We start from the raw sequence: 25,000 nt of genomic DNA, 5'->3' as shown, positions 1-25,000 counted from the left end.
TCACAATTGTTACTATACAAATTATTTATATCTATCAATTCATTTACATTTAATCTCATAATAAAAGAGCATTCCAAAAGTAAATAGTCTACTTTTAGAATGCTCTATCATTTTATCTTACTATTGTGGACGATGAGATTCTCACTACAAAATAAGCTAAGAAACTTTTATAAATCCACCTAAATCTAGTATTACTGTTTAAAATTATTTCCCATCTTTTTCAGTCATGTATGCCCACTTGAAGCTATACTCTGGGCTAATGTTATGGTGAACGATGCCTTTTGCGTTTGGTTTTTGAACGTATGCATCACCACGTTGGTATAAAGGTACAAGCGCTACATCTTGCTCAAGAAGTAATTTCTCAGCTTTTCCTAGCTCTTCCCAACGTTTCTTCGCGTCACCCATTAATTCTCCGCCAGCTTTTTTGATCATATCATCATATTTTGAATCAGCGAAGCTCATTTGGTTATGAGAATGATTAGACTGGAACATATCTAAGAATGTCATTGGGTCAGCGTAGTCAGGTCCCCAACCAGCAAATGATATATCATAGTCTTGCTCTGTTTCTAATTTCAGCTTTTGTTTGAATGGCTGAAGTTTAATATTAACAGTTACACCTTTTAAGTTTTTCTCAATTTGATCTTTTACATATTCGCCAACTTTTTTCGCATTACCAGTGTCATAGTTTAATAGCTCAATTGTAACTTGGTCTTTCCCAAGCTCTTTTTTCGCTTCATTCCATGCAGCTGCTGCTTTTTTCGCATCTGGTTTAATACCATTTTTAAATGTTTCTTGGAAGTCTTTACCGTCTGGTCCAGTTGCTAATCCTTTCGGTACTAAGAAGTCCGCAGGCTTAGATCCATCATTTAAAATAACGTTTGACAAATTCTTTTTATCGATTGATAATGCGATTGCTTCACGTAATTTTTGGCTCTTTAACGGTGTATCTTGTCCACCACGTTTTTGATTCATACGTAAGAAGTAAGTACTTACTTGTGAGTATGAGCCAAACTCTTCTTTATTGTTTCTATACTTATCAACGAATTCACCTGTTAATAGCGCGAAATCAATTGCATTTGTATCATATAAGTTTACTCTTGTAGCTACTTCTTTTACTACACTATAATTGATTTCATCTAGTTTTACAGTCTTTTTATCCCAATATTGATCGTTTTTCTTAAGTTTCCAGCCTTGCTCGTGCTTCCAATCAGTAAGAACGAACGGTCCGTTATATACTGTTGTATCAGACTCTAAACCGTATTTATCCCCTTTTTCTTTTACGAACTTCTCATTTAACGGATAGTACGATGGGAATGCTACTAAGTTTAAGAAGTATGGTACTGCTTGTTCTAATTCAACTTCAAAAGTAAGGTCGTCTACTGCCTTTACTCCTAGTTCAGTTACAGGTTTTTCCCCCTTATTAACGGCTTCTGCATTTTTAATTGGGAATGCGATAAATGCATACTCAGCAGCTGTTTTTGGATCTAATAGACGTTGCCAAGCATATACGAAATCTTTCGCTGTTACAGGATCACCATTTGACCATTTTGCATCTTTACGTAATTTAAATGTATATTTTTTACCATCCTCACTCTTCGTGCTTGACTCTGCCGCAGCTGGGATTGGTTTGTTATCTTTATCTAATCGATATAAACCTTCCATTGTGTTCCCTAAAATTTGAGAACCTAATGTATCCGTATTTTTAGAAGTATCCATTGTTGGAATCTCATTTGTTTCAGTACGATTTAGCACTTGTTTCGCTGCTAATTTTTCTTCTGATTTGCTATCTCCGCCAGAGCTAGAATTTGTGCTTGTCTTCTTATCTCCGCCTGATGTAGAACATGCTGTTAATGCCATACTCATTGCTAAAACTGGTGCTACAACTGCTGTTAGTTTTTTGATTTTTTTCTTTTTCACTTTCTGTACCCTCCCTAATTCTTAACGCTCTCATTTAAGAATTTTCTGATAATTCTGTTTTTCTTTATATATTTATCAGAAGATTCTTATTAACTATTATTCTACTAATTTTTTGAGTTTTGTAAAGTGTTATTATTGAAAATTTTTAAAAAATTATTTTTTTACAGTAATATTCATAAAAATTCCATAATCTTTCGAAACACTATACCTCATTGAGTTCTATGTACTGATTTAATAGTCTTTATATCCCTCCACTATAAAACGCTTGTAAATTATTGTTAATAAATAATGTATATCGTAACAAACCTCTTTTCTACAAAAATAAAAAAGCAGACATTATGCCTGCTTCAATTCTCCTCAATCTGCTTTTCACTTAATCCTAGATGTGTTCTAAGCGTATTACTCAAACTCTGTAGATCTTTTTTATTAGGATTATAATAATATACACGTTGCCCATTTGGACCATTAGGTAAATATAAATCGTCACCAGCTAATTGTATTTTTTCAACTGAACCGTTTAAACCGTACTTATAAAATGATAAAATATCATCCATTACTAAGTTTGTTTTAAAATCACCGTCAACCGCCTCAACCATTTTTTCTAGTTTCGTAATCGAACCTACACTTTTTAATTTACTTAACATCGCTTCAATAACAAGCTGTTGACGCTGACCTCTCATTGCATCACTATCAATATGACGCGTTCTTGCCAGTGCAAGTGCTTCTTCCCCTGTTAATTTTTGTAGTCCTTTTTTCAAATGAATTGCGTCAGGCTCATCTTTACTATTTTGCTCCGTAAATTCAACTGGGACATTTACTTCAATCCCATCTAATCCATCAACAATTTTAGTAAATGCATTAAAATTAAACTTCACAAAATAATCAACAGGCACTTGTAACAATTTTTCTACCGCTTCCACTGAAGCTTGCGGCCCTCCATCTTTACCATTTTTAACGAAACCACTACCATATGCATGTGTTATTTTATCTTTTTTCTTTTCAACTGGAACATATGTATATGTATCACGTGGTATGCTCGTTAATTTCACTGTCTTATCATCTTTATTAAAAGTAGCTAGCAGTAATGCATCTGTATGAAAAGCACCATTATACTCCTTTTGTCGTTCTTGATTTTCATCAATTCCCATAATTAAAAGTGAAACATTATTTGTAATCGGCTTTACAGCGTTCTCACGTAAATTTGATTTTTCACCGCGTGCTAAATGTACACTAGACTTTTGTACGAGATTAGAAGTTTTCATATACACATAAGCACCATATCCCACTCCGCCAAATAGTAATACTACTAACAATACACTTATTATCATTGTCTTTTTATATTGTCTTTTATTTTTCTTTTCTCTTGAAGAAGAGGTATTCTCCATATAGTTCCCTCCATTTTCTATTCATCTAATATATTTTTCAATTTTTCATACTTAGCGCTATCCTTTTGAAACACATTCTCTTTCAACCCTTTGTTTATTTGTATCCATTCAGTCGTAATCGAATATTGAATCATACCTTCGTGGAAACTAAGGAACTTTAGCATAATCCCCGTATTTTTCTCTACAACCATTTCAAATTTCCCTTTTAAATCTTCAGATGTACTTACAGGCATTTCTATGTTTATTGTCCCTTCTATTCTGTAGCAATCAAGTCCAAGATACTTCGTTTCTTTATAATTCCAATCTTTATATCGAATTAATAAATCCGCAAACTCTGATTGAATACTATACTTAGCAAATCCCATATATTCATCATCATATCTTTTTTTCTCGCCTGATTTTCTCAATAATCTTTCCGCGGGATTTAATTTTAATAGTTCATAGTTTCTTTCTTTTGGGCTCCATTTTGTCTCTTTATATGTATACTTCTCATCATCAAATTCTTTTTTCTTGCCCTCGTTATATATAATTGTTCGTTTTTTCGCTAGTTTATCTTCTTTCGAAGAGATCCCACTTTGTTGCTCCGTATCAATCGCATATTTGTATGTTGTAGCAATTCTTGACGAGCTAGAATATTCCTCAAATTGTCCTGAAATATTTTTAAAATGATCAATAGAATCCAGCATCTTTTCATGAATTTTTTCTTTATCTGGATAATTTACGTTCGATTTTATTTCCTCTTCATTTTCATAATCAGAAAACGCCTTTTTCTTTACATATTGAAATACTCCACCATTTTGAGCGAAAATTTGATCAGAGAACTCCGACATAGATACGATTGAAAGTGCTAGAACAGCTGCACTTATAACCATCATATAAACTCTGTAACCTTTCTTTTTGACCGGAAGATTATGTAGTGTACGATTAATCTTTTCATTTAACTCTGTCGGTACTATCACATTCTCTTCTTTTATTCTCTTTTTTAATTTCTCATCAAATAATTTTTCGTTATCCATCCTATACACCCCCTATTCCATCTTTAATTGTTTTTGCAGTTGTTCCCTCGCACGTGATAATCTCGATTTTACTGTTCCTTTTGGTATTTCTAAAAGCTTCGCTATACTCTCTTGATTCATATCTTCATAATAATAAAGCACCGTAACAGCTCTTAATTCTTCATGTAACGATTGAATCGCATTACACAAATCTATATCTTCATACTGATCACACGCACTCATATTGTAATCATTCTCTTCTGTCACAATTACCTTTTTATACGCTCTAATAATATTGTTACACTCATTCATTAAAATTCGAATTAACCACGTTTGAAAAAACTCTTCTTTTTTTAATTTTTTAATACTTTCATAGGCTTTTAAAATTGTTGCCTGTATCGCATCTTCTATATTTGTCTCATCACGCAACATAGCCTTTGCAATGCGATACATCTTCACTTTTTCTGTATGTATAAGCGCCATAAACGCTTCATGATTACCTTTTTTCGCTAAAGAAACATCGGTTTCTTCTTTTACAATCATTTTATATAAAGGGATTACTTTCACAATTGCTCCTCCTGTTTCATCCTCACTTCAAATTTAACTTTACATGTATTAGACGGATGAGCCTAGAAAAAGGTTCATTTTTTTGAATATTTTCATAAAAAAAGGTAAACATTCTTCATGTTTACCTTTACTCAGATGTAATTCTAAGGAAATATCCATCTGGATCCGTAACTTTAAATCCCTTCATCTCCCACGGATACGTTTGAATTTCTTCTTGTATTGTGCACCGCTTCCCTTTACAACGTTCATATACTTCTTCAATCCGATTGACAACAATAATTAGTTCAAAGCCATTCCCCTTCATTTCTTTTCGATTGTAAAAATAGTGATTTTCATTCAATCTTGAATCACTGACTAGCAATAAAGAAAACTGGTCGTGATTAAAACGTGCTGCATGCATATCTTTTTTATACAACTGTAAACCAATTACTTCTTCATAGAACAATAATGACCTCTCAATATCATTTACATATAACTGAACCCGGAACAAATGATTCATTCGCTTCCTCCTCATCAAAAAAAGCCCACTTTCTCAGTGGACTTTCTACTTTACAACGGTAAATCCCTCTTTCTAAACACTACAATTGCTACTATGAAAATACAAAGGGCTCCAGCAGTTAAACCTATACTCACTGGCCATATATTATACGTTCCCTCAGCAATTTCTTTCGGACGAAATAGCGTAAATAATGATATATTTCTCATCCACTCTAACTTATCGCTTAATTTACCTACCATATCCGTTACGAAGAATAAAATAGTTAAACTCGCTGAGTAGCTAAGTGCCTTTCTTTCGTCATTACATATACAAGAAAAGAAAAATGAATAAGCACTAACGACTAAAAATATGAGCCCTCCGACTACATTTATCTTCAGGAATAATTCTTTATTTAAGTTATTATCTTCTAAAAACCATTCTGCACCTACTATACCCGCTACATACGTAACAGCTACAATAATCAGTAGTCCCAATATAAGAATAGCCGCTTGTGTGATTGCAATTTGCACTCTAGATACAGGTGTTGCTAGCAAGTATGCCATTGCTCCTTTATCTACATGACGAGCAATTAAATGTGTTGCAACCGTTACACAAAAAATTGTTAATATGATAATAAACAATAAACTATAATATTCACCAGCTAAAAAATCCATTACGTTTTGAATCGGACTTTCCATGCCAACAATTTTTTTCACACTATCAGGCATAGCACTTATCAATTCATTTAACCCTTTCGCCGATACCATTGAAGGGAATATCCAAATTAACAACCATAAATATAGAGTTGCACCAGTTGCATAACTCAAAATACTTTTTTGTGTTTCTTTCAAACTAGCTAAAAACAATTGCCTATTCATGCTTTACCCCTCCTTTCTTATCGTAATAATGCATAAATAAATGTTCTAAATCCATTGCTCTCGTTTGAAGTGCCGTTACATTATAGTTTGAAAGTGTTTGTAAAACAGCTTGATAGTTTCCTTGTACAATAATCGATGCTTCTCTTCCTTTCACCGCTTCAAATTGCAAATTACATTGCGCCAGAGATTCAATCTCTTCTTGCGATGATACGGTTACATCTATTACCTGTCGTCTCATACTTTGTAAATCATGAATATTTTCAACCGTTACAAGGCGACCATCTTTAATAATCGCTACTCGATCACACGTACGCTCAATTTCAGTGAAAATATGCGACGACATAAGAATTGTTTTTCCTCTTTGTTTTTCCTCTACTATTAAATCTATAAATACTTGCTGCATAAGTGGATCGAGCCCTGATGTCGGTTCATCTAAAATTAACACTTCTGGATCATGCATAAAAGCAGCAACAATCCCTACTTTTTGCTTCATTCCTTTAGACATTTTTCGAATCGGCGTTTTCACATCAAATTGCAGACGTTCTATTAATTCATCTCTTCTTTTCGTATCCTTAAGCCCACGCATTCCTTGCATTAACTTTAAAAACTCTAATCCGTTCATTCCTTCAATAAAAGAGATTTCTCCTGGTAAATAGCCAACTTCTCTTTGAATTTTCGCTGCTTCATTCCAACAATCTAATCCAAAAATTGTCGCTTTACCATCTGTCGGTTTTATAAATCCCATTAAATTACGAATCGTTGTGGATTTCCCGGCACCATTTGGTCCTAAGTAACCGAATACTTCTCCTTCTTTTACATCAAATGTAATATGAAACAAACCTTTTCCATTTGAAAACTGTTTTGTGACATTTTGAACTGAAATCATAATTCCACCTCATTTTTTGAAATATTAAATATGTGATATTTCAAAATTATTGTACTCCTCATCTTTCATATTCGCAACAACTTTTTGAAATATTTATATGTCCATATTTCAAAATTATTGTTTTCCATTATTTTTTCTTGTATATTTTAATTGAGGTGATTGTATTGAACGGCTTTGAAAAAGTGAAAGAAAAGAAAAAACGTGCCATTAAAGAGGCCGCCTTCTTATTATTTTCAGAACGTGGATTTAATGAAGTGAAAATAGAACATATTGCAAAAAAAGCAAACGTTTCTCAAGTTACCATTTATAATCATTTCGGAAGTAAAGATGCTTTATTTCGAGAGCTTATACAAGAATTTATTATATCTGAATTTCAATATTATAAAGATCTTGCAGCGGAAAAATTACCTTTTCATGATATGATGCAAAAAATGATTGTAAGAAAAATGAATACTGGTGGGTTATTTCAGCCAGATATGTTACTACAAATGATGCAAAGAGATGAAGAGCTCCGAGAGTTTATTTATAGTTATCAAAAAGAAAAAATCCTACCTTGGTATTTAGAAATATTAGAACAAGCACAGCAAAAAAATGAAATTAACCCTCACCTTACTAAAGAAATGATGTTATTATACATTCAAATGTTCACTAAATTAGGTGATGATTTCGGAGCACAGCTTCTTGAAGGCGATCGCGAAAAACATATACAAGATATCGTTACGATGTTCTTTTATGGACTGTCCGTCCCAGAAAAATAATGTTTCTAGTGAACAAATAACATCACAAAAAAGCCCTTTAGATATTTAAATCTCAAGGGCTTTTTCACATCAAAAAATGATTAAAACTAACTTTATCTTAAAGAAGTTAAATGCTTTTTTATAGATAATACCTTATTGTAGATTAACTCTTTTAACATAACAGGCTGAATGGAGATAATCGTTTCTCCGAAATTCAGAAAATAGTTCGAAATAAAATCAACTTCTTGCTTATTAAAATAGCCTGTTATAATGTAATTTTCATTTTCTTTTTGTATCTTCATGGAAGGATAATTCTCTTTATCAAAAATGTCTTTTCCTTTTTGATTAACAATGACACTAAAATCAGTTGCATCAGGCTTTCTATGAAAAGTTGTAAGATAACTTAACAATTCTTCAAGATTTTTTGGATTCGTATTGCTTGTTTCCTCAATAGAAAGAATTTTATCACATCTAATGATTTGAACATGATTTGTCTCAAAATTAAAGATTTTAGCATACCACTGGCCAAATTTAGATTCGATTCGAATAAATTGAGCTACCATTACTTTCTCCACATCTTTTTTTAAATATGTTAAATGATAAACTCGCTCAGCAAAAATCCCCTGTAAAATTTCTTTTAAGAACGGACTAAAATTACTATGATTTGTTACTTCAAAAGAAAGCGTTTGTTCCATAATTGAAATATTTTTACTCACATTTTCAGGTAATACATGTTTAAATTTATTTTCAAGTGCAATACTTTCTATATTAAATGGTTTTGTCTTGTATCCATTTAATGTGAGAATCGAAAAGTATAACGCATACATTTCATCCACACTAAAATAAATTGGCGATAACACACTATTTTCTATAATTTTATAACTTCCATTTCTACCTAATTCAGAATATAATGGTACACCTATTTCTTCCAATGATTGAATATCTCGTAAAGCTGTACTTTTAGAAATAGCATATCTAACCATTAAATCCTTTAAATTAAAATGCCTTTTATTATTTAAGAAAATAAGCATATCATTAATTCGTTCCGTTTTTTTCATATTCCCCTCCCGAAAGGTGTCATGTATTGAAACCTTTTTAGTCTATATTATAATTATTAACTAATAAAGGAGTTGTATATGTATGACATTAGAAATAGCTATTTTTCTTTCAATGAATGGGCATGCAAAAGAGGCAATTAATTTTTATACACGCAATTTAGAAGCTAAGCAGTTAATGATTGTTACGTATGAAGAACTGGCGAAAAGAGATCGTTCTTTTAAAATTACAAGTGAAAATAAGGATCATATTGCTCACTCTGTTTTACAAATTGGGAATACAAAGCTAATGATAGCAGAAGATACAATGAATCCTAAGGAACGTTTTAACATTGGAAATAACATGTCACTTTGTATTCAAAGTGCTAATTTAGAAGAAATACAAAGATTTTATAATAATTTAATTTCCGATAAGAACGTGAAGGTAATCTCTCCACTAGAAAAAAATATCTTTAGTGAAGCATATGGTATTATTGAAGATCCATACGGCATACAAATCCAGTTAATGTATGACAAACGATTAGGCTAAATAATTTGCCCTATTCACATATTCTCAATAAAAAAAGACACGAAATTCGTGTCTTTTTTATTTTACAGTGATAACTCTACCTGTTTCACTACTTTCAATCGCTAATTGAATAAGCCTGATAACTTCTAAGCCTTCTTGTGCTGTTACAGGTGGTTTTTCACCATTTACAATACTATCTCTTACACCTTTATAATACATGTCATAACAGCCAACTTCTGTCGGAATACGCTCTAGCTTTTCTTCAACATCTACAGTAGCAAAATTCTCTTCAGCGTCTACTCCATAACCGTTATCGCCTGGCTTCATTCCATTTTTTAATTGTTCCTCCTGTGAATCCATACCGTATTTCACGATAGAACCTTTATCTCCATGCAGTGTAAAGTGTGGACCTGCTTGCTTAACGTAACTGCTACTATGTAAAGTGACACGTTTCACCCCGTAGTGAAGTATAACATGGAAGTAATCATCAATTTCTGCACCTGGTCGTTGTTTAATCACATCTGCACTTATCGCATCTGGTTTCCCAAATAATGATAGTGCTTGGTCAATTAAATGCGATCCTAAATCATATAGTATACCTGATCCTGGTAAATTCTTTTCTCTCCAGCGATCACGTACATTCGGGCGAAAACGATCGAAATGCGCTTCATATGCGTATACATTTCCTATTCTATTTTCTTCTAACAATTTCTTTATCGTTAAGAAATCATTATCAAAACGACGATTATGATATACACTTAAAACCACATTATGTTGCTCTGCTAACGAAATAAGCTCTTCCCCTTCTTCAATTGAAACAACGAATGGTTTCTCCACAACTACATGCTTACCATGTAAAATTGCTTCTTTTACATATGGAAAATGAGTCGTATTCGGTGAAGTAATGACCACTAACTCAATATCAGCACGATTTACTAATTCCTCAATTGTGCCAACAACTTCAGCGTTTGGTAACGCTTGTTTCACTAGTTCTTCTTTTGAAGATAAAATAGCACGAATATCGTATTCTTCTATCGTTTGTAATAATGGGATGTGAAATGTTGTACTAGAAAACCCAAATCCTACAATCCCTACACCTATTCTTTTCATGTTGCCCCTCCATCTGTCCGGCTTCAACTAATAATCAGTGGGGATAAAAAAAACACTCACTGATTAAAGTTTCACTTTATGAGAACGATTTCATTCAATTATTATAACAAGATTATTGTTATGGACATAATAATTTGCCTAGAAAAAAGCATCTTGCTATTATTCATAGCAAGATGCTTTCACTTTACTCCGGTCGTTTTTTCGTCCACGTTTCAATAACTTCACCAGTATCATTAACATCTAGTACTAAACTACCGTTACTATACCGGTCTTTATTTCGATACGCTTTCGGATCAATTTCTTCTACGATGTGCTTCTCTGTCTTCATGTAAACTAGTTCATCGTCTCGAACAATTTCAATACCGACAATACGGTATGGATTACGTTTTAACTCTTTGAAAATAACAAGACCTCGCTTCGCCCTCGTTGATTTTTCAATTTCTGATGCTTTTAAACGTTTTACAGCACCGCGCTGCGTTACGAGAATAAGTTGATCTTTTTCACCATTTAACGGTTTACCAGAAGCAACATAATCATCTTCTTTTAAATTAATTGCTTTCACACCAGCGGCCCTTACACCGACTGGACTTACTTCATCTTCATGGAAAATAAGTGCATATGCACCATAGGTTGCAAGAACGATATCACTCGTTCCATCTGTTGCAAATATATCTACTACTTCATCATCTTTTTTCAAGTTTACAGCAACAAACGCCCTTGAATAACGCTGTACTTTATATTGGTTTAATTCTGTTTTCTTAATCATGCCATTCTTTGTTACAAATACGATAAATCGTTTTTCTTCTTCAAAATTCGGTACGACAGTCGCCCAAATAATCATTTCATCCCGCTCAAGCGAAACGAGATTCGCAACGTGTTGACCTAAATCTTTCCAACGGATTTCTGGCATTTCATATACTGGCAGATATATATAGTTTCCTTTATTCGTAAATAAGAGGACTGTCTCTGTCGTATTCGTATCGAATCGCTCCAGTAAGATGTCACCCTCTTTCATACCGAAGTCTTTCCCGTTCGATGCATTATGCGAACGCCAACCTGTTCGTTTCACATATCCTTCTTTCGTTACAGTAACGATGACATCTTCCTGCGGAATCATCACTTCCACATCGATTTTAATTTCCTCAATTTGGTCTTCAATAATAGCACGGCGATCATCACTATATGTTTTCTTTACTCTCTTCAAATCTGTTTTAATAACTTGAAGAAGTCTTTTTTCACTTTGTAAAATTGCCTGTAATTCTGCAATTTTTGTACTTAATTCATCCGCTTCTTTTTCCAGTGCTGTAATATCTGTATTTGTTAAACGATATAATTGCAACGAAACGATTGCTTCTGATTGTGCTTCTGTAAAGCCGAATTTAGCACTTAAGTTATCTTTCGCATTGCGCTTATCTTTAGAAGATCTAATCGTTTCGATTACTTGATCTAAAATTGATAATGCTTTCATTAAACCTTCAACAATATGTTGACGATTTTCTGCTTTTCGTAACTCATACTGAGAACGCTTTGTTACGACTTCTTTTTGGTGTCCAATATATGCATCCAAAATTTTTGGTAACGTCATAAGTGTAGGACGACGATTATTTATCGCAACCATATTAAAGTTATATGGAATTTGTAAATCTGTATTCTTATATAAATAATTTAAAATACCTTCAGCATTTACTTCTTTTTTCAGCTCTACAACAATGCGAAGACCTGTACGATCTGTCTCATCACGTACTTCAGCAATTCCATCTAGTTTTTTATCTAGACGTAATTCATCCATTTTTTTAACAAGGTTCGCTTTATTTACTTCATATGGAATTTCTGTAATAACGATTTGTTGCTTACCACCGCGAATCGTTTCAACTTCAGCTTTCCCGCGAATAATAATTTTACCTTTTCCTGTTTCATACGCTTTTTTAATACCATCAATCCCTTGAATAATACCACCGGTCGGGAAATCTGGTCCTTTCATAACTGTTAATAAATCATCAACAGTACTATTCGGCTTATCAATACGCATCATCGTCGCATCAATTACTTCCCCAAGGTGATGGGGAGGAATTTCTGTTGCATAACCAGCTGAAATCCCTGTAGATCCGTTCACTAATAAGTTCGGGAACATCGCTGGAAGCACAACAGGTTCTTCACTCGTATCATCAAAGTTTGACACAAATTCTACTGTTTCTTTATCAAGATCACGTAACAACTCAGATGCAATTGGTGATAAGCGGGCTTCCGTATAACGCATTGCCGCTGCTGGATCGCCATCCACACTACCATTATTACCATGCATTTCAACTAAAACATTACGTACTTTCCAAGTTTGACTTAAACGTACCATCGCTTCATATACAGAGGAATCACCGTGTGGATGGTAGTTACCGATAACATTACCAACTGTTTTAGCTGATTTACGAAATGCTTTATCATGTACATTTCCTTCTACATACATAGAATATAAAATACGTCTTTGTACAGGTTTTAAACCGTCACGCGCATCTGGAAGCGCGCGGTCTTGAATAATATATTTACTATAACGTGCAAAGCGGTCACCTAACACGTCTTCAAGCGGGAGGTCATGAAACTTCTCTGCCTGCATGTTATTCCACCTCCGTCTCCATAATCATTTCATTTTCTAAAATATTTCCTTCTTCTTGCATACCAAATTGTACATTTCGTTCGATCCATTTACGACGAGGTTCTACTTTATCACCCATCAATGTCGTAACTCGGCGCTCCGCTCTTGATGCATCGTCAATTTTCACACGAATCAACGTACGTGTTTCGGGATTCATAGTTGTCTCCCATAATTGATCTGCATTCATTTCGCCAAGTCCTTTATAGCGCTGCAGCATGTAGCCTTTACCAACCTTTTTTGTTACACCATCTAATTCTTCATCGGACCATGCATACTCAATTATTTCACTTTTCCCTTTTCCTTTACTTACTTTGTATAAAGGAGGAAGTGCAATAAATACTTTGCCAGCTTCGATAAGTGGTTTCATATATCTGTAGAAGAACGTTAATAACAATACTTGAATGTGTGCACCATCTGTATCGGCATCGGTCATAATTACAACTTTATCGTAGTTAATATCTTCAACAGCGAATTCATTCCCTACACCACCGCCAATAGCGTAAATGATTGTATTAATCTCTTCATTTTTAAAGATATCAGCAAGTTTTGCTTTTTCTGTATTGATTACTTTACCACGTAACGGTAATACCGCTTGGAAACGTCGGTCTCGACCTTGTTTCGCTGAACCACCGGCAGAGTCACCCTCCACTAGGTACAGTTCATTTTTTTGCGGGTTACGTGATTGTGCAGGTGTTAACTTACCACTTAATGTACCTTCTGATTTCTTTTTCTTTTTACCAGTACGTGCTTCCTCTCTCGCTTTGCGAGCAGCCTCACGTGCTTGCGCTGCTTTAACTGCCTTTCTCACAAGAAGTGTAGCAACATCCGGGTTTTCTTCTAAAAAGTAAGCTAAATGCTCTGATACAATGGCATCAATTGAAGAACGAGCTTCACTTGTACCTAGTTTCCCCTTCGTTTGTCCTTCAAACTGAAGGACTTCTTCTGGTACACGTACAGAAACGATAGCCGCTACACCTTCACGAATATCTGTACCTTCTAAGTTTTTATCTTTTTCTTTTAATAACGATACTTTACGAGCATACTCATTGAACACACGAGTCATTGCTGTCTTAAACCCAGCTTCGTGTGTTCCACCATCTTTTGTACGTACGTTATTTACAAACGAAAGAATATTTTCTGAGTAGCCATCGTTAAATTGGAATGCTAGCTCTGCCTCAATTCCATTTTGTTCACCAGTGAAATATACTACCGGATGGATTGAATCTTTTTCTTCGTTTAAGTATGAAACGAAAGCTTCGATTCCTGTTTCATAATGAAAGACATCTTCTAAATCATTTCGCTCATCTTTTATTGAGATTTTCATCCCTTTTAATAAGAATGCAGATTCACGTAATCTTTCACATAATGTTTCGTAATTGTAATTTGTCGTGCTGAAAATCGTTGTATCTGGTTTGAAATGCATTGTCGTACCAGACTCTTTCGTCTTCCCGATTTTCTCTAACGTCGTTGCAGGCACACCGCCATTTTCAAAGCGTTGTTCATAAATATTTCCGTCACGCTTAATCGTTACGACTAACCATTCAGATAAGGCGTTTACAACTGATGCCCCAACACCATGTAAACCACCACTCGTTTTGTAACCACCTTGACCAAACTTACCACCAGCATGAAGTACAGTTAAAATAACTTCAGGTGTAGGTTTCCCAAGTTTATGCATTCCCGTAGGCATTCCTCGCCCTTTATCTATAACGCTAATACTATTATCTTTATGTATTACGACAGAAATTTCGTCGCCAAATCCCGCTAACGCTTCGTCAACGGAGTTATCTACTATTTCATATACTAAATGATGCAATCCACGGCTATCCGTACTCCCGATATACATACCCGGGCGTTTTCGAACGGCTTCAAGTCCTTCTAGCACTTGAATTGCATCTTCATTATATTGGAACTGATGCTTCGCCAAACTCCTTGCCCCTTTCCTAATCAAATCAGAACATATGTTTCTATTATAGAATAACGCCTCGACTATAGTTTTGGCAAGTTATCTTATCTCTTTTATATACCATTTTCAATAGAAAAATCCTTGTTTTTTTCACAAGGATTCCTCTAGGCTACTATTTCAGAAAAATAATCGTTTGTCAACGAGAAATGGATATGTATGCCAAGATTACACATTCCACACCTTTATCATGATCCAAATGATCAATATCCAAAATGGGATAACGAGTAATAATCCCCAAAAACAGCCTTTAAAAAATCTCATGATGAACACCTCGTTCATCGGCCCTACTTATCTATAACGAGGGCTGAATCAATCTTTCTCTCTTTAAAATCTATACTACTTTGTCATCGCATGTTCTACTTTAATACAACGATCCATTATTACAGTATAGCCTTTTTCTTTTAACAGTTTATATGTATCTTCATCTTGTACTCCTAATTGTGCCCAAAAAACATCTGCATCAATCTCTACAAACTCTTTCGCAACATCCATTAAAAATTCTGAACGGCGGAATACATTTACAATGTCCACATGTTCCTTAATATCCTTTAGTGAAGAAACTGCTTTTTCTCCAAGTACCTCATCTACTGTTGGGTTTACCGGAATAATGCGATACCCCGCATCTTGCATTGCTTTTGAAACCATATACGATGTACGTTCTGGCTTATCCGATAATCCAACAACTGCAATCGTTTTGCTTTTCTTTAATACTTCACCAATTTCCGTACGAGTTGGGTTTTCAATTGTCATAATTTATCCCTCCTATTCCTTTAGTATAGCCGATAAAGAAAGTCTCTTTCAATATGAAAGAGACTTTCTTTTATTTCAATTATTGATTCTTTGTAGCTGAATTATCTGCTAAAGTAGCTGTTTTCGTCATTTTTTGACCGTTACGGTAAAATGTAACTTCTACTTTTTCGCCTACTTTTTTCTTTTCATATAAATATTTACGGAATTGAAGTGAATTTTCTACTTTTTGATTATCTAATGCTACTACAATATCATATTGTTCTAAGCCAGCTTTTTCGGCAGGTGATATTGGGTAAATTTTACCTAATACAACGCCGCTTGTTACTTCTTTTGGTACTTTCAATTGATTTACTGCATAAGCTTGCACATCTTCTAATGAAACGACACCTACTCCAAGAGCTGGACGTTTCACTACTCCGTCTTTTTCAAGCGATTCAATAACTGGCTTTGCGATATTAATTGGAATAGCAAATCCAATCCCTTCAACTTCTTGTTGTGCAATTTTGCTTGAATTAATCCCAATTATTTCACCGTTTTGGTTAAATAACGCACCACCACTATTACCTGGGTTAATCGCTGCATCTGTTTGAATAACTTGTGCTTGCCAATCTGGTCGTTTATCTCCATCAATATCTACTGGAATTTCACGTTCTTTACTACTAATAATCCCTTCCGTTACACTTCCATCAAACCCTAGTGGGTTACCGATTGCAATTGCTTTTTCACCAGCACGGATTTTACTTGAGTCACCTAAAGTGGCAACTTTATTTACATTAGACCCGTCAATTTCAACAACAGCTAAATCTAACCAAGGATCTTTTCCTACTAGTTTTGCATCTACTTGTTTACCATCACTTAATTTTACAGCAAGTTTATTTGCACCATCTACTACGTGGTTATTTGTTACAATATATGCTTTATTTCCTGCTTTTTTATAAATAACACCTGATCCTGAACCAGCTTGTTGTTCTTGGCCTGTTGGTTGCATTGCAAATGGATCAATGCTTTGTTGCATATTAATAACACCTACAACAACATCTTTCGCGCCTTCAATCATACCAGGTAAATCAGTTTCATTTTTAGCTTTATTGACAACAGGAACTACAGTACCTTCAACTTTTGAATCCGAACTGAATGATGATACGGCCGCTCCATTATTTTGAGCCCATGGCATATATGGTGCTGCAAAACTAATTGTGACAGCCCCAACTACCGCTCCGACTAAACCTGTGAAAAAATAACCTTTTTTACCGCCTGATTTTCTCACTTCTCTCGTTTCACTATGCTCTTCATTTAAATTCGGTCCGTCGTAATATCCCATGTTTTATTTCCCCTCTCTGGTGAATTCGTACTTTCAGTATAGTCACAGTTTGTGTCCTTCTTGTGAACTCATCGTGAAATCCAATTAAAAAAATACTCTTATCTAACATTGTAGACAAGAAAAGTATTTTTTGTACATTCCACCTACAAAAGAGAGTATAAATTTGCTATATCCCAAAGCCAAATTACATAGTATTTTCAAGGTTATTCTTCAAATTTATAACCAACTCGAATAACAGTACCGATATGCTTCGCTTTATCTCCTAGCTTATTTCGTAGTTTTTTAATATGAGTATCAACTGTTCGGTCATCACCGTAGTAATCATATCCCCATAACTGATCTAATAAATGTTGACGTGACAACACAATTCCTTTATTCTCCATTAGATAAACAAGAAGTTCAAATTCCTTATGTGTCAATATAATTTCTTCTCCATTTACTAGCACCGTTCTAGATAGACGATTTACTTCTATTCCAGCTAAGGACATAGTATTTTCTTCCGCTACTCCTACCACGCCATCCGCACGTTTCAATAACGTCTTCGCTCGAGCTACTAACACTTTCGGGCTGAAAGGTTTCGTTACATACTCATCTGCACCTAATTCGAACCCTAGTAATGTATCATCCTCATCTGAACGTGCTGTTAGCATAATAATTGGTACTGCTGATTCTTTTCTAATTCGTCTACAAACAGACCATCCATCTATTTCTGGTAACATAATATCTAACATAATTAAATCAATTTCATGCTCTGCAAATAATTCTAATGCTATTTTTCCGTCTTCTGCTTCGATTACTTCAAAGCCTTCATTACGAAAATAATCACTAACGATTTCACGTAGTCTTCTTTCATCTTCAACTAGTAATACTGTTTTATTCATATCATCTATCCCGCCTTTTTACTCTTTCAATCGAATAATACGTTGATTGGAGCTTCCGCGAAATGGAAGTGTTAAATCTTTTTTCTCGATTTCAAATCTTCCATCGACTAAAACATCCCCATAATGTAACAACTCTATCATATCATTATTTTGAGAACTCTGTATCTCTTCTAACGTATAACCTGTATACATCCATAGATTTTTTTTCAAGTCTTTCACAGCCTTTGCTACTTTTTTCACTTCCGCAGCTTGAAAAAATGGATCTCCACCTGAAAATGTTACATCAGTTAATGGATTACTTGCAATCTCTTTCACAATTTCTTCTACTGTCATTTCAGTCCCATTACAAATATTCCACGATTTCGGGTTATGGCAGCCGAAACAACGATGCGGACAGCCCGCAAAAAACACGACTGTCCGCAACCCTTCTCCATCTACTACACTATCATGAATGATGTTCATCACTTTCATTTATGCTTCACCCGATCCATCTCTTCACTGCGTTTCGCACTATTCCACTTCGACATATCACCTACAAGATAACCTGTTATACGGCGAATTCTTTCTATATTAGCCTCGTCTTCATTTCCACAGCTTGGGCATTCATTACCAATAACTCCGTGGTAACTACAGCACTTACAACGGTCAACTGGATGATTAATTGAACCGTATCCAACGCCATGATCTGCCATCGCTCGTACAATTTGTTTTAACGCCTGTTTGTTATGCATAGCTGCTCCGTCTAGCTCAATATACGTAATGTGTCCCCCGTTACATAGGGCATGGAAAGGTCCTTCTAAACGAATTTTATTTATCGCTTGAATGTTATAGTAAACTGGGATATGGAATGAATTCGTATAATAATTATGGTTCGTTATACCGCTAATCACACCAAATTCTTCCCTATCCTTTTTCACAAACTTCCCTGATAATCCTTCTGCAGGAGTTGCAATTACTGAGAAATTCAGTTCATGTTCTTCCGTCGCTTTATCCATTCTATCTCTCATAAAGGAAATGATTTCATACCCGAGTTTCCATGACTCTTCATCTTCTCCATGATGCTTTCCAGTTAAAGCTACTAAACACTCCGCAAGACCGATAAAACCAAGACTTAACGTACCTTGCTTTAAAATGGATGCTACAGAATCTTCAGGATGTAACTTTTCTCCACCGCGCCATACACCTTGTGAATATAAAAATCGAAAATCTCTTGCTCGCTTCGTACATTGATACTCAAATCTCTCTAATAATTGCTTAATTCCTAAATCTAAGTAATAATTTAACGCTTCAAAAAATGCTTCTTTTGAGCCACTAATTAACGCTAATTTCACTAAGTTGATAGACGTAAATGATAAATTACCTCTTCCAATCGCTGTTTCTTCTCCATGTATGTTAGACATAACACGGGTACGACATCCCATGTAACATACTTCACTTTCCGGTCGCCCGTCATAATGCACGGCATTAAATGGCGCATCTAAAAATGAAAAGTTAGGGAATAACCGTTCAGCAGTTGTCTCTAGCGCTAATTCAAATAAATCATAGTTCGGATCACATTCTTCAAAGTTCACACCTTTTTTCATTTTAAAAATTTGAATAGGAAAAATTGGTGTTTCTCCTTTACCAAGACCAGCTTGTGTCGCTTTTAAAAGCTGTCTAACTAATAACCGACCTTCTTTTGATGTGTCTGTTCCATAATTAATAGAAATAAACGGTACTTGTCCCCCGCCCCTACTATGCATACTATTTGAATTGTGAATGAAAGCTTCACACGCCTGATACGTATCATTTTCTGTTTCTTTCCATGCAAATTTTTCTATTTGTTCTTTCGTAAGCGGATATGACTGTAATCGTTTCTTATGTCTCGCTACTGTTTTTCTCACATATGGAGCTAAATCAATATCAAAGAGTGCAAATGATTGACCACCGTGTTGCATATTTTGATTCGCCTGAAAAATAATAGACGAAAGAGCCAATGCACTTTTAATATCCTGCGGCTGTCTCATATGCCCATGTCCGGTATGAAAACCGTTCGCAAGCATTTGAGCTAACGGAATTTGCGAACAAGTCGTCGTTCCTGTCGCATAAAAATCTAAATCATGTGGATATAATATATTTTGATTTATCGCTTTTTTCACTTGATCTGACAATAAATTTTCAACTGCATAATATTTCGCACTCTCTGATGCGAACGTTCCCATTACCCCCATCGGAGAGCGGCCATCTACATTTGCATTTTCTTGCATTAAATCTTGCTCACTACCGTGGACAATCGTCTCAAACACTTTCATTAATTCTTCTCCACGTACATTTCGTTGTAACATTTATAACCCTCCACCAATATGTTGTTGTCTTTTGATTAAAATGTTACTACATATAGTCTTGGTGTTTCTGTGAGAAATGTAACATTCCTGTGAAATTTTTTTCACGAAATAATGAATTTTTCATTTACAAAAAAGAAATGTGCTCTTTACAAATGTATGGTACAATATACGGGAAAAACTCTTTTTACCCTTTATCAACACATTTGAATAAAGGAGACTGAACTTATGGTTACTACATATCTTTTATTTATCGTTGCCTACTTACTTGGCTCGATTCCATTCGCACTAGTCGTTGGAAAAATCGGCTACGGAATCGATATTCGTGAGCACGGAAGCGGTAATCTAGGCGGAACAAATACATTCCGCACACTAGGGAAAAAAGCAGGTTTTATCGTTACAATTGCTGACATTTTAAAAGGTACATTAGCAACAAGCCTACCGATTATTTTCGGATTAGATGTTCATCCACTATGGTTCGGATTAGCAGCTGTTCTTGGACATGTGTATCCGATTTTCGCAAAATTCCGTGGTGGTAAAGCTGTTGCAACTTCTGCTGGCGTGCTATTATGCTACTCTCCAGTTGTTTTTGCAATATTAGCTGTTGTCTTTTTCAGCCTTTTATTTACAACAAGATACGTATCACTTTCTTCTATGGTAACAGCCGTCGTTGCTGTTATTGCATCCATTGTTAGCGGGGATAAAATCTTCATTATTGCGATGTGTTTATTAGCAGGTATGGTTATTTATAAACACCGTGCAAATATCGGACGAATTATAAATAAAACTGAACCGAAAGCAAACTTTTCAAAAAAGCAAAAATAAGATCGTAACCCACATAACGCAAAAAGAAAACGTGAAGCATATTAATAGCGTCTTTTTGCGTTATTTTTTATACTAAAGAAAAAGCAACATAATTTGGAGGAACTATACATGAATCTTTCCGTAACAAAAGAAGCAGCACAATGGTATAAAAGCGAATTAAACTTACAATCGGGTGAAACACTACGCCTTTTCGTACAATACGGCGGTTGCAGTACTGTGCAAAAAGGACTTTCTTTAGGTATTCGTAAAGATGACCCTGCACATCCTGCTGTTCAAACTCAAGAAGAAGGTATTAACTTCTTTATTGAAGGCGATGATGAGTGGTTCTTCGATGGACATAATTTATCTGTTACATTTAACGACGGTGATGATTTCCCGCAATTTAATTATGAAAAATAAAAAAAGTGTGGCTTCTGCCACACTTTTTTTATTTTTTCTTAATTTCCTCATATTTCGCATACCACTCAGGATATAACTTTTTAAAGGATACGGGCCTGAACCCTTCTTTTTTCGCACAAATATTCGTCGTAGTTGCAGTAATACAAAGATCTCCGTCACCGTTATATATTTCATAACCATATACAACACGAAGCGGGCTCACATTGTCCACCCACGTTTTCACAATTGCTTTTTCACCGTAACGCATCGCTTTACGATATGAAATTTGTAAGTCTAACACAGGAGAAATAATTCCCTCTTTCTCCATTTCAACATATGAAAATCCTAAATCTTGTATAAGTTTCGTGCGACCTAGTTCCAGCCACACCAAATAGTTTGAATGGTAAACAACACCCATTTGATCTGTTTCCGCATAACGGATTTCAACTTCATGTTCTGCTACAAACATATGTATTCGCCTTCTTTCACTTCTGCTACCTTGCATACATTTAATCATAATACAGTGACATCAAAAATAAAATAAAAACAGTGAATCTTTTACCGAAAGGAGCAAGCATATGATTCAAATTGTAACTGTTCGTAGCGGTGATAGCGTATATAGCTTGGCATCAAAATATGGATCAACACCTAATGAAATAGTAAAAGACAATGGACTAAATCCATCTGAAACACTCGTCGTTGGTCAGGCACTAATCGTGAATACGAAAGGAAATAATTATTATGTACAGCCTGGCGATAGCCTCTATCGAATTTCTCAAACATATAACGTTCCTCTCGCTAGCTTAGCTAAAGTGAATAACTTATCTTTAAAATCCATTCTCCATGTCGGACAGCAATTATATATACCGAAAGGAACAAAACGAGCAGTAGAATCCATCGCTTATTTACAACCTTCAACTATACCTATTAAAGAAAGTTTAGTTAATGCTACGCGTGCTATTAATCCATTTTTAACATACTTAGCTTACTTCAGTTTTGAGGCAAAAAGAGATGGTACGTTAAAAGAACCAACTGAAACAGCTAAAATCGCTAATATTGCAACGCAAGGCAAAACCATCCCTATGCTCGTTATTACAAATATTGAAAACGGAAATTTCAGTGCCGATCTAACGTCAGTTATTTTACGTGATGCAACGATTCAAAACAAATTTATTACAAACATTTTGCAAACAGCTGAGAAGTACGGTATGCGAGACATTCATTTTGATTTCGAGAGCGTGGCACCTGAAGATCGCGAAGCGTATAATCGTTTTTTACGAAATGTGAAAACACGATTACCTAACGGATACACATTAAGTACAACGCTTGTACCGAAAACAAGTTCAAATCAAAAAGGAAAATTTTTCGAAGCTCACGATTATAAAGCACAAGGACAAATTGTTGATTTCGTCGTTATTATGACATACGACTGGGGTTGGCAAGGCGGACCACCGATGGCTATTTCTCCTATCGGTCCTGTAAAAGAAGTACTTCAATACGCAAAATCTCAAATGCCTCCCCAAAAAATTATGATGGGGCAAAATTTATACGGATTCGATTGGAAACTTCCGTTCAAACAAGGGAATCCGCCAGCAAAAGCAGTTAGCTCTGTCGCAGCTGTTGCACTAGCTCGTAAATACAATGTTCCTATCCGCTATGATTTCACAGCTCAAGCTCCACATTTCAATTACTTTGACGAAAACGGCGTACAACACGAAGTTTGGTTTGAAGATTCGAGATCTATTCAAAGTAAATTCAACTTAATGAAAGAACAAGGCATTGGTGGTATTAGTTACTGGAAGATCGGTTTACCATTCCCGCAAAATTGGCGTTTACTCGTTGAAAATTTTACGATTACGAAAAAGGGCTGACAAAAGTCAGCCCTTTTTTACTATTAAAAATCCGTCACAAAAAAGAAGAATGACAACATTCTCCCTTTTTAACCGTTATCAACAATCGGTTGTTTACCTGTTTGGTCTTGCATTTGCTTTCCTTTATTGCCACCAGCTTTTTTTGATTGTGTCCCAATATGATTCGGTGCAAAATCTTTTGAATTCTTTTTCGGATTACCCATTACTATCGCCTCCTTAACACTAGTATCGTACTAGTGTTAAGAATTATTCAGCTTGCTTAAAAAGTTTCATTTCATAACGTTTTTCAATACGCTCTTCAATACGATCGATTGCATCACGATCGCTTAATAATTGTTGTTTATTTTCTTTCACAAGTTCGTCAAATGATTTACGGCGACTTCTTCTCATGCTGTTCACCCTCTCTCCTTCGCATTCTTACTATACATAGTATGAGCAAATGAAAAACCCTTTAATCAGATTTACAAGAAAATTTTATGTTTTAGTACTCCTAAAAAAACTCCGTGTACAACTTCTTGTACACGGAGTTTTTTATACCATCATATTTAAATACTCTTTTAACTTTTCATCTGCATTCATTTCACTTTGTTTATACTCACTTAGCGCTTGCATTACGAAATCATACTGTTCTAAAATATAACTTTCTAATTTCAGGACATCCTCTAAGCTATTAAGCATAATTCTCGTGTTACCAACTTCACTTTTTAACGCCGGTTCACAATTTAAACTCGTACATATTCCCTTCACATCATCTTCTAATATCTCTGTTAACACGTATTTCTTTCGCCCTTTTACTTTTACCCTCATAACTGGATAAAAAGCTTTTATATCTAAATAACTTCCTACATTCATGCAACGAACCCATTCGATATCACGTTTATTTCGTACAAGCACCTTTTTTACTGCTTCATATACTGCTGTTTCATCAAGTACTTCCGTGTCCGATTTCCTGTTTGTTTCTTCTTCAATAGATGCACATTTTTGATAAACAGCTGCACACGTAATACAATCATCAAATGCATTATGAGAACTTAAACGAATGCCAAGCATTCGCTTTAACGTTTCAAGTTTATGATTAGGCGCGTGCTTCATATATTTCTTTGCTAAAAACACAGTGTCAATCACTTTATTTTTAGGTTCAGGCAGCTCAAGCATATTTACATTACTTTTCAAAAAACGCATATCAAAAGATGCATTATGAGCGACAATTACATTTGTATGTAAAAATGCTAAAAATAAAGGTAATATTTCTTCAATCGTTGGTGCATCTGAAACACGATAATTTGTAATACCTGTTAAACTCGTTATCCGATCTGGAATTGAACGCTCTGGATTCACATAGGAAACAAACTGATCTACTAGTTCATGATTACGATATTTCACTGCTGCGACTTGAATAATTTTATCATTATAAGGGTTAAATCCTGTTGTTTCAAAATCAATTACAACATAATCTAACGGTAAGGATATATTCCCCACTCCATACACTCCTTTATCTCTAAACGTTTATATTTCTTTTATCAT

General features: G+C 34.9%; 25 protein-coding genes. 5 read left to right on the top strand and 20 right to left on the bottom strand.

The genetic code is table 11. The features are described 5' to 3' along the window. Nucleotides 1-204 precede the first annotated feature (204 nt). The 7 genes from MR115_RS15250 to MR115_RS15220 form a co-directional block, all read right to left on the bottom strand. Nucleotides 205-1,917, bottom strand: a complete 1,713-nt coding sequence (locus MR115_RS15250) for a peptide ABC transporter substrate-binding protein (protein ID WP_063262485.1) — start codon at nucleotides 1,915-1,917, stop codon at nucleotides 205-207. A 347-nt stretch (nucleotides 1,918-2,264) separates the two neighbouring features. After that, a complete protein-coding gene (locus tag MR115_RS15245) occupies nucleotides 2,265-3,302 on the bottom strand; it encodes an LCP family protein (protein ID WP_242241846.1) in 1,038 nt (345 codons plus the stop codon). Nucleotides 3,303-3,319: 17 nt separating this feature from the next. Beyond that, nucleotides 3,320-4,318, bottom strand: a complete 999-nt coding sequence (locus MR115_RS15240; protein WP_242241845.1) for an anti-sigma factor — start codon at nucleotides 4,316-4,318, stop codon at nucleotides 3,320-3,322. Between the two features lie 12 nt (nucleotides 4,319-4,330). After that, the gene (locus MR115_RS15235) at nucleotides 4,331-4,864 is read right to left on the bottom strand and encodes a sigma-70 family RNA polymerase sigma factor (RefSeq protein WP_229134621.1); all 534 of its coding nucleotides are present in this window, start codon (nucleotides 4,862-4,864) and stop codon (nucleotides 4,331-4,333) included. 127 nt (nucleotides 4,865-4,991) lie between these two features. Continuing rightward, the gene (locus MR115_RS15230; RefSeq protein WP_242241844.1) at nucleotides 4,992-5,363 is read right to left on the bottom strand and encodes a VOC family protein; all 372 of its coding nucleotides are present in this window, start codon (nucleotides 5,361-5,363) and stop codon (nucleotides 4,992-4,994) included. A 50-nt stretch (nucleotides 5,364-5,413) separates the two neighbouring features. Continuing rightward, complete coding sequence (locus tag MR115_RS15225) at nucleotides 5,414-6,220, bottom strand: ABC transporter permease subunit (protein ID WP_242241843.1); 807 nt, start codon at nucleotides 6,218-6,220, stop codon at nucleotides 5,414-5,416. Then, complete coding sequence (locus MR115_RS15220) at nucleotides 6,213-7,106, bottom strand: ABC transporter ATP-binding protein (RefSeq protein ID WP_242241842.1); 894 nt, start codon at nucleotides 7,104-7,106, stop codon at nucleotides 6,213-6,215. The genes MR115_RS15225 and MR115_RS15220 overlap by 8 nt, the downstream gene beginning before the upstream one ends. 164 nt (nucleotides 7,107-7,270) lie before the next feature. On the opposite strand from MR115_RS15220, the gene MR115_RS15215 reads away from it, so the two are divergent. Further along, nucleotides 7,271-7,864 carry a TetR/AcrR family transcriptional regulator gene (locus MR115_RS15215; RefSeq protein ID WP_061679908.1) on the top strand — a complete coding sequence of 198 codons (594 nt, stop codon included), beginning with the start codon at nucleotides 7,271-7,273 and terminating at the stop codon, nucleotides 7,862-7,864. A 92-nt stretch (nucleotides 7,865-7,956) separates the two neighbouring features. Here MR115_RS15215 and MR115_RS15210 read toward each other — a convergent pair whose 3' ends face one another. Further along, nucleotides 7,957-8,901, bottom strand: a complete 945-nt coding sequence (locus tag MR115_RS15210; RefSeq protein WP_242241841.1) for a helix-turn-helix transcriptional regulator — start codon at nucleotides 8,899-8,901, stop codon at nucleotides 7,957-7,959. 82 nt (nucleotides 8,902-8,983) lie between these two features. On the opposite strand from MR115_RS15210, the gene MR115_RS15205 reads away from it, so the two are divergent. Then, a complete protein-coding gene (locus tag MR115_RS15205) occupies nucleotides 8,984-9,427 on the top strand; it encodes a VOC family protein (protein ID WP_097819581.1) in 444 nt (147 codons plus the stop codon). Between the two features lie 57 nt (nucleotides 9,428-9,484). Here the strand turns inward: MR115_RS15205 and MR115_RS15200 are convergent, their stop codons facing one another. The 8 genes from MR115_RS15200 to MR115_RS15165 all read right to left on the bottom strand — a co-directional run bounded on the left by MR115_RS15200 (nucleotide 9,485) and on the right by MR115_RS15165 (nucleotide 20,405). Continuing rightward, entirely contained in the window at nucleotides 9,485-10,516 is a 1,032-nt protein-coding gene (locus MR115_RS15200; protein WP_098884801.1) for an oxidoreductase, read from the bottom strand. Between the two features lie 184 nt (nucleotides 10,517-10,700). Further along, nucleotides 10,701-13,124 carry a DNA topoisomerase IV subunit A gene (gene parC / locus MR115_RS15195; protein WP_061679912.1) on the bottom strand — a complete coding sequence of 808 codons (2,424 nt, stop codon included), beginning with the start codon at nucleotides 13,122-13,124 and terminating at the stop codon, nucleotides 10,701-10,703. 1 nt (nucleotide 13,125) lies between these two features. After that, nucleotides 13,126-15,090: a DNA topoisomerase IV subunit B gene (gene parE / locus MR115_RS15190; protein ID WP_061679913.1), complete on the bottom strand. Its 1,965-nt coding sequence runs from the start codon at nucleotides 15,088-15,090 to the stop codon at nucleotides 13,126-13,128. Nucleotides 15,091-15,465: 375 nt separating this feature from the next. Then, nucleotides 15,466-15,879 (bottom strand): CoA-binding protein, encoded by a 414-nt coding sequence (locus tag MR115_RS15185; protein WP_000151391.1) that lies wholly within the window; start codon nucleotides 15,877-15,879, stop codon nucleotides 15,466-15,468. A 79-nt stretch (nucleotides 15,880-15,958) separates the two neighbouring features. Continuing rightward, nucleotides 15,959-17,200 carry a S1C family serine protease gene (locus MR115_RS15180; protein WP_097819584.1) on the bottom strand — a complete coding sequence of 414 codons (1,242 nt, stop codon included), beginning with the start codon at nucleotides 17,198-17,200 and terminating at the stop codon, nucleotides 15,959-15,961. A gap of 203 nt (nucleotides 17,201-17,403) precedes the next feature. After that, the gene (locus MR115_RS15175; protein ID WP_061679915.1) at nucleotides 17,404-18,081 is read right to left on the bottom strand and encodes a response regulator transcription factor; all 678 of its coding nucleotides are present in this window, start codon (nucleotides 18,079-18,081) and stop codon (nucleotides 17,404-17,406) included. Nucleotides 18,082-18,099: 18 nt separating this feature from the next. Further along, nucleotides 18,100-18,552, bottom strand: coding sequence for an anaerobic ribonucleoside-triphosphate reductase activating protein (gene nrdG, locus MR115_RS15170; RefSeq protein ID WP_000867061.1), 453 nt, complete (start codon nucleotides 18,550-18,552; stop codon nucleotides 18,100-18,102). After that, nucleotides 18,549-20,405, bottom strand: a complete 1,857-nt coding sequence (locus tag MR115_RS15165) for an anaerobic ribonucleoside triphosphate reductase (RefSeq protein ID WP_242241840.1) — start codon at nucleotides 20,403-20,405, stop codon at nucleotides 18,549-18,551. Before MR115_RS15165 ends, nrdG begins: the two co-directional genes overlap by 4 nt. 225 nt (nucleotides 20,406-20,630) lie before the next feature. Here MR115_RS15165 and plsY point away from each other — a divergent pair, with 225 nt between their 5' ends. Together plsY and MR115_RS15155 are read left to right on the top strand one after the other, a co-directional pair. Continuing rightward, on the top strand, nucleotides 20,631-21,227 hold the full coding sequence (plsY, locus tag MR115_RS15160; RefSeq protein ID WP_000258967.1) for a glycerol-3-phosphate 1-O-acyltransferase PlsY: 597 nt from the start codon (nucleotides 20,631-20,633) through the stop codon (nucleotides 21,225-21,227). 108 nt (nucleotides 21,228-21,335) lie between these two features. After that, on the top strand, nucleotides 21,336-21,626 hold the full coding sequence (locus MR115_RS15155; RefSeq protein WP_097819587.1) for a HesB/YadR/YfhF family protein: 291 nt from the start codon (nucleotides 21,336-21,338) through the stop codon (nucleotides 21,624-21,626). 28 nt (nucleotides 21,627-21,654) lie between these two features. Here the strand turns inward: MR115_RS15155 and MR115_RS15150 are convergent, their stop codons facing one another. After that, the gene (locus MR115_RS15150) at nucleotides 21,655-22,074 is read right to left on the bottom strand and encodes an acyl-CoA thioesterase (RefSeq protein WP_242241839.1); all 420 of its coding nucleotides are present in this window, start codon (nucleotides 22,072-22,074) and stop codon (nucleotides 21,655-21,657) included. Nucleotides 22,075-22,183: 109 nt separating this feature from the next. On the opposite strand from MR115_RS15150, the gene MR115_RS15145 reads away from it, so the two are divergent. Beyond that, the gene (locus MR115_RS15145) at nucleotides 22,184-23,476 is read left to right on the top strand and encodes a glycoside hydrolase family 18 protein (RefSeq protein ID WP_242241838.1); all 1,293 of its coding nucleotides are present in this window, start codon (nucleotides 22,184-22,186) and stop codon (nucleotides 23,474-23,476) included. A gap of 68 nt (nucleotides 23,477-23,544) precedes the next feature. Here the strand turns inward: MR115_RS15145 and sspN are convergent, their stop codons facing one another. The 3 genes from sspN to MR115_RS15130 all read right to left on the bottom strand — a co-directional run bounded on the left by sspN (nucleotide 23,545) and on the right by MR115_RS15130 (nucleotide 24,955). Then, entirely contained in the window at nucleotides 23,545-23,679 is a 135-nt protein-coding gene (gene sspN / locus MR115_RS15140; RefSeq protein WP_000527987.1) for an acid-soluble spore protein SspN, read from the bottom strand. 43 nt (nucleotides 23,680-23,722) lie between these two features. Continuing rightward, on the bottom strand, nucleotides 23,723-23,866 hold the full coding sequence (locus MR115_RS15135) for an FbpB family small basic protein (RefSeq protein WP_001254697.1): 144 nt from the start codon (nucleotides 23,864-23,866) through the stop codon (nucleotides 23,723-23,725). A gap of 141 nt (nucleotides 23,867-24,007) precedes the next feature. Further along, nucleotides 24,008-24,955 (bottom strand): 3'-5' exonuclease, encoded by a 948-nt coding sequence (locus MR115_RS15130; protein ID WP_242241837.1) that lies wholly within the window; start codon nucleotides 24,953-24,955, stop codon nucleotides 24,008-24,010. Nucleotides 24,956-25,000 lie beyond the last annotated feature (45 nt).

Source organism: Bacillus cereus group sp. BfR-BA-01309, assembly GCF_022664315.1.
GTDB lineage: Bacteria > Bacillota > Bacilli > Bacillales > Bacillaceae_G > Bacillus_A > Bacillus_A mobilis.
This window is presented reverse-complemented; position numbering and strand designations above follow the sequence as displayed.

What these genes read in the sequence shown, in the direction of transcription:
- MR115_RS15245 (WP_242241846.1), bottom strand. Translation starts at nt 3,302, where the DNA reads ATGGAGAATACCTCTTCTTCAAGAGAAAAGAAAAATAAAAGACAATAT.
- MR115_RS15240 (WP_242241845.1), bottom strand. Translation starts at nt 4,318, where the DNA reads ATGGATAACGAAAAATTATTTGATGAGAAATTAAAAAAGAGAATAAAA.
- MR115_RS15230 (WP_242241844.1), bottom strand. Translation starts at nt 5,363, where the DNA reads ATGAATCATTTGTTCCGGGTTCAGTTATATGTAAATGATATTGAGAGG.
- MR115_RS15225 (WP_242241843.1), bottom strand. Translation starts at nt 6,220, where the DNA reads ATGAATAGGCAATTGTTTTTAGCTAGTTTGAAAGAAACACAAAAAAGT.
- MR115_RS15220 (WP_242241842.1), bottom strand. Translation starts at nt 7,106, where the DNA reads ATGATTTCAGTTCAAAATGTCACAAAACAGTTTTCAAATGGAAAAGGT.
- MR115_RS15210 (WP_242241841.1), bottom strand. Translation starts at nt 8,901, where the DNA reads ATGAAAAAAACGGAACGAATTAATGATATGCTTATTTTCTTAAATAAT.
- MR115_RS15205 (WP_097819581.1), top strand. Translation starts at nt 8,984, where the DNA reads ATGACATTAGAAATAGCTATTTTTCTTTCAATGAATGGGCATGCAAAA.
- MR115_RS15200 (WP_098884801.1), bottom strand. Translation starts at nt 10,516, where the DNA reads ATGAAAAGAATAGGTGTAGGGATTGTAGGATTTGGGTTTTCTAGTACA.
- parC (WP_061679912.1), bottom strand. Translation starts at nt 13,124, where the DNA reads ATGCAGGCAGAGAAGTTTCATGACCTCCCGCTTGAAGACGTGTTAGGT.
- MR115_RS15185 (WP_000151391.1), bottom strand. Translation starts at nt 15,879, where the DNA reads ATGACAATTGAAAACCCAACTCGTACGGAAATTGGTGAAGTATTAAAG.
- MR115_RS15180 (WP_097819584.1), bottom strand. Translation starts at nt 17,200, where the DNA reads ATGGGATATTACGACGGACCGAATTTAAATGAAGAGCATAGTGAAACG.
- MR115_RS15175 (WP_061679915.1), bottom strand. Translation starts at nt 18,081, where the DNA reads ATGAATAAAACAGTATTACTAGTTGAAGATGAAAGAAGACTACGTGAA.
- nrdG (WP_000867061.1), bottom strand. Translation starts at nt 18,552, where the DNA reads ATGAAAGTGATGAACATCATTCATGATAGTGTAGTAGATGGAGAAGGG.
- MR115_RS15165 (WP_242241840.1), bottom strand. Translation starts at nt 20,405, where the DNA reads ATGTTACAACGAAATGTACGTGGAGAAGAATTAATGAAAGTGTTTGAG.
- plsY (WP_000258967.1), top strand. Translation starts at nt 20,631, where the DNA reads ATGGTTACTACATATCTTTTATTTATCGTTGCCTACTTACTTGGCTCG.
- MR115_RS15155 (WP_097819587.1), top strand. Translation starts at nt 21,336, where the DNA reads ATGAATCTTTCCGTAACAAAAGAAGCAGCACAATGGTATAAAAGCGAA.
- MR115_RS15150 (WP_242241839.1), bottom strand. Translation starts at nt 22,074, where the DNA reads ATGTTTGTAGCAGAACATGAAGTTGAAATCCGTTATGCGGAAACAGAT.
- MR115_RS15145 (WP_242241838.1), top strand. Translation starts at nt 22,184, where the DNA reads ATGATTCAAATTGTAACTGTTCGTAGCGGTGATAGCGTATATAGCTTG.
- sspN (WP_000527987.1), bottom strand. Translation starts at nt 23,679, where the DNA reads ATGGGTAATCCGAAAAAGAATTCAAAAGATTTTGCACCGAATCATATT.
- MR115_RS15135 (WP_001254697.1), bottom strand. Translation starts at nt 23,866, where the DNA reads ATGAGAAGAAGTCGCCGTAAATCATTTGACGAACTTGTGAAAGAAAAT.